This is a genomic window from Kineococcus rubinsiae, from assembly GCF_011839805.1.
Lineage (GTDB): Bacteria > Actinomycetota > Actinomycetes > Actinomycetales > Kineococcaceae > Kineococcus > Kineococcus rubinsiae.
This window is the reverse complement of sequence record NZ_VWPY01000118.1, coordinates 1-4,019: the sequence shown is the minus strand read 5'-3', so window position 1 is coordinate 4,019 and position 4,019 is coordinate 1. Positions and strand designations below refer to the sequence as shown.

3 protein-coding genes are annotated in these 4,019 nt (G+C 61.3%); all 3 read right to left on the bottom strand.

Annotated elements, in window-relative coordinates:
- The coding region (locus F1544_RS27270; protein ID WP_167588545.1) for a Tn3 family transposase at positions 1–2,218 on the bottom strand (2,218 nt) is incomplete at its 3' end.
- A 166-nt stretch (positions 2,219–2,384) separates the two neighbouring features.
- Complete coding sequence (locus tag F1544_RS27265) at positions 2,385–3,671, bottom strand: arsenic transporter (RefSeq protein ID WP_003799992.1); 1,287 nt, start codon at positions 3,669–3,671, stop codon at positions 2,385–2,387.
- The coding region (locus F1544_RS27260) for a CBS domain-containing protein (protein ID WP_167588544.1) at positions 3,671–4,019 on the bottom strand (349 nt) is incomplete at its 5' end. The genes F1544_RS27265 and F1544_RS27260, both read right to left, overlap by 1 nt.

Here is a 4,019-nt window from a genome sequence, read left to right as displayed (position 1 = left end):
ACAGCAGGCCGTCGAGTACATAGGTCGAGTCGCGCACGCCGACGTTCACGACCTTGGTGTGAAATGGCGCGTACTGGTCGGAGATGTGCGTGTAGAACGTCCGTCCCGGGCTGCTCCCGTATTTCGGGTTGATGTGGCCGGTGCTCTCGGCCTTGCTGCCAGTGCGGAAGTTCTGGCCGTCCGACGATGACGTGGTGCCGTCGCCCCAGTGCTCGGCGAAGGGATGCCGGAACTGTGCGTTGACCAGATCGGCCAGCGCCGCCCCGTAGGTTTCATCGCGGACGTGCCAGGCTTGCAACCAGGCCAGCTTGGCGTAGGTCGTGCCGGGGCAGGACTCCGCCATCTTGGTCAGGCCCAGATTGATCGCGTCGGCGAGGATCGTGGTCATCAGCAGGTTCTTGTCCTTGGCCAAGTCGCCGGATTTCAGGTGCGCGAAGTGCCGGGTGAAACCCGTCCATTCGTCCACCTCCAGCAGTAATTCGGTGATCTTGACGTGCGGCAGGATCATTGCGGTCTGGTCGATCAGGGCCTGTGCGGTGTCGGGCACTGCCGCGTCGAGCGGCGTGATCTTCAGGCCCGACTCCGTGATGATGGCGTCCGGCAGCTCGTTGGCCAGCGCCATTCGGTTGACGGTGGCAAGCTGTGTTTCCAGCAGCGTCAGCCGGTCGTGCAGGTACTGGTCGCAGTCGGTGGCCACGGCCAGCGGCAATTCGCTGGCCTGCTTGAGGCGGGCGAATTTCGCGGGCGGCACCAGGTAGTCCTCGAAGTCCTTGAACTGGCGCGACCCCTGCACCCAGATGTCGCCGGAGCGCAGCGCGTTCTTCATCTCCGATAGCACGCACAGTTCGTAGTAGCGGCGGTCGATGCCCGCGTCGGTCATGACCAGCTTCTGCCAGCGCGGTTTGATGAAGCCGGTCGGCGCATCGGCGGGCACCTTGCGGGCGTTGTCGATGTTCATGTCGCGCAGAACCTCGATGGCATCAAGCACGTCCTTGGCGGCGGGAGCAGCCCGCAGCTTGAGCACGGCAAGGAATTCCGGCGCGTAACGGCGCAAGGTGGCGTAGCTCTCGCCGATGCGATGCAGGAAATCGAAGTCATCGGGCTGCGCGAGCTTCTGCGCCTCGGTGACGCTCTCGGCGAAGGCATCCCAGGACATGACGGCCTCGATGGCGGCGAACGGGTCGCGGCCCGATTGCTTGGCGTCGATTAGCGCCTGACCGATGCGCCCGTACAGGCGCACCTTGGCGTTGATCGCCTTGCCGGATGCCTGGAACTGCTGCTGATGCTTGTTCTTGGCAGCGTTGAACAGCTTGCCCAGAATGCGGTCATGTAGATCGATAATTTCATCGGTAATGGTGGCCATGCCCTCGATGGCCAGCGCCATGAGGGTGGCGTAGCGCCGCTGCGGCTCGAACTTGGACAGATCGGCGGGCGTCATCTGGCCACCCTCACGGGCGATCTTGAGTAGGCGGTTCTGGTGCACCAGCCGCTCGATGCCAGCGGGCAGGTCGAGGGCCTGCCAGGCTTTGAGGCGTTCGATGTGTTCGAGCATGTGGCGGGAGTTCGGTTTGGCGGGCGACTGGCGCAGCCAGGCTAGCCAAGTTGTCTTGCCGTTATCGCGGCGTTTTAGCAGATCGTCGAGACGATGACGGTGCCCGTTCGACAACGGTTCGGCTAGGGCATCGTAGATGCGCCGGTTGGCGCGGGTGATGGCCTCGGCACTGGCGCGCTCGATGGCGTTGAGAGCGGGCAGGATGATCGACTGCCGCCGCAGATGCTCAATCAAGGCGCTGGCCAGCACAATGCCCTTGTCGGTCTGCATGGCCAACTCGGTCAGCAACTGAACAGCCTGCCGGTAGTGGCTCATGGTGAACGGCTGGAAGCCGAACTCCATTTGCAGCTCGACCAGGTGCTCGCGCCGGGTCTGCTCCCGCTGCCCATATTCACCCCAGCTTTCGATGCCAATCTTGAGCTGGTCAGCGACCAGTTTCAGCAAGGGCGGAAACGGCGGTTCATCGGCGCCAAGGATGACGCCGGGAAAGCGCAGATAGCAGAGCTGCACGGCGAAGCCAAGGCGGTTGGCCGGGCCGCGCCTCTGCCGGATGCTGGACAGATCGGTGTCGCTGAACGTGTAGTGACGGATCAGCTCTTCCTTGGCGTCCGGCAATGCAAGCAGGTTGTCACGCTCGGCGGCGGACAGGATCGAACGGCGTGGCATGGATGCTCTTTTTCTTTCTGTGGCCGAGTAAATCCAGTTCCACTAAAAAAAGGCGCGGATATAGAGCGGTATCCCGATGACCGCACTCAAGAGAATAGCCATACGCCAAGCCGCTCACCCTTCTTTACTCCAATACTGCATGTCCGCAAACAGCGCTCCGCTCGCATCAAGTGAGACTCAGGCGAAGAGCTAGCGCAGCTAGTGTCACTGCCAGTACAGGAACAGTTAGTACAACACCCACCTTGAAGTAATAACCCCAAGTGATCGTCATGCCCTTGCGCGCCAGCACATGCAACCAGAGCAGCGTCGCCAGCGATCCGATGGGGGTGATCTTCGGCCCGAGGTCACTGCCGATCACATTGGCGTAGATCATCGCGTCCTTGACCACACCGGTTGCACTCGTGGCATCAATGGAGAGTGCACCCACCAGCACCGTAGGCATGTTGTTCATGACCGACGATAGCAGCGCGGTGAGAATGCCCGTCCCGAAAGCTGCGCCCCATACGCCTCCTTGTGCGAAGTAATCGAGCAGTCCGGCGATATGTTCGGTGAGACCCTCGTTGCGCAGGCCGTAGACCACCAGGTACATGCCAAGTGAAAAAATCACAATCTGCCAAGGCGCTTCTTTGAGCACCTTGCGGGTGGAGATCACATGGCCGCGCGCCGCCACACCCAGTAGAATCAGCGCTCCGGCTGACGCTACAGCGCTGATCGGCACGCCGACATGTTCCAGCCCGAAAAAGCCAACCAGCAGCAGCGCCAATACCCACCAACCGGCCTTGAAGGTGGCGCTGTCAAGAATCGCCTCACGCGGGTTTTTTAGTTGCATAACATCGTAGTCTTTCGGGATGTCGCGGCGAAAGAACCACATCAACATCGCCAGGGTGGCAGCGACGGCGACGATGTTGACCGGCACCATGATGGCGGCATACTCGGTGAAGCCGATCTTGAAGAAATCGGCTGAGACGATGTTGACCAGGTTGGAGACGACCAGTGGCAGGCTGGCGGTATCGGCAATAAAGCCAGCCGCCATCACGAAGGCCAGCGTCGCCGCTGGACTGAACCTGAGCGCCAGCAGCATCGCCATTACGATCGGTGTCAGGATCAGCGCCGCGCCGTCGTTGGCGAACAGTGCCGCCACGGCCGCGCCCAGCAGCACGAAAAAGGCGAACAGCCTGCGTCCGTTACCGTTACCCCAGCGTGCCACATGTAGCGCCGCCCACTCAAAAAAACCGGCTTCATCAAGCAGCAGGCTGATGATGATGACGGCGATGAAGGTGATGGTGGCATTCCAGACGATACCCCAAACCGTTGGAATATCACCCAGATGCACCACGCCGGCTAGCAGTGCCAGTGCGGCGCCCAGCAGGGCACTCCAGCCCACACCCAAACCTTTCGGCTGCCAGATGACCAGTACGATGGTGGCGATAAAAATTAAAAAAGCGGTCAACATTAGCTCAGTCCTTGCTCATGGGGTTGAAGATATCCGCGGTTGCTGGCCAGTCGCTTGATCAAATCGAAGCGCGAGATGATGCCGATCAGCCGCTCGTTTTCGATGACGGGCAGAGACTTGATGTTGTGATCCGCGAGCAGACGCGCGGCCACGGTGACATGGTCTTCGGGCGCCACGGTAAGGACTTCCCGCGTCATGACCTGCGCGGCCGTGCGGCCCTCGGTCTTGTCCGTCTCGGGTGTGCGCCGGCGAAACACAGAGCGGTAGAAGTTCTCCTTCCAGACCGATTCGCGCGGCTCCAACCGCTCGTCGGCGGCGCGATGGACCAAATCACCCTCGGTCACGATG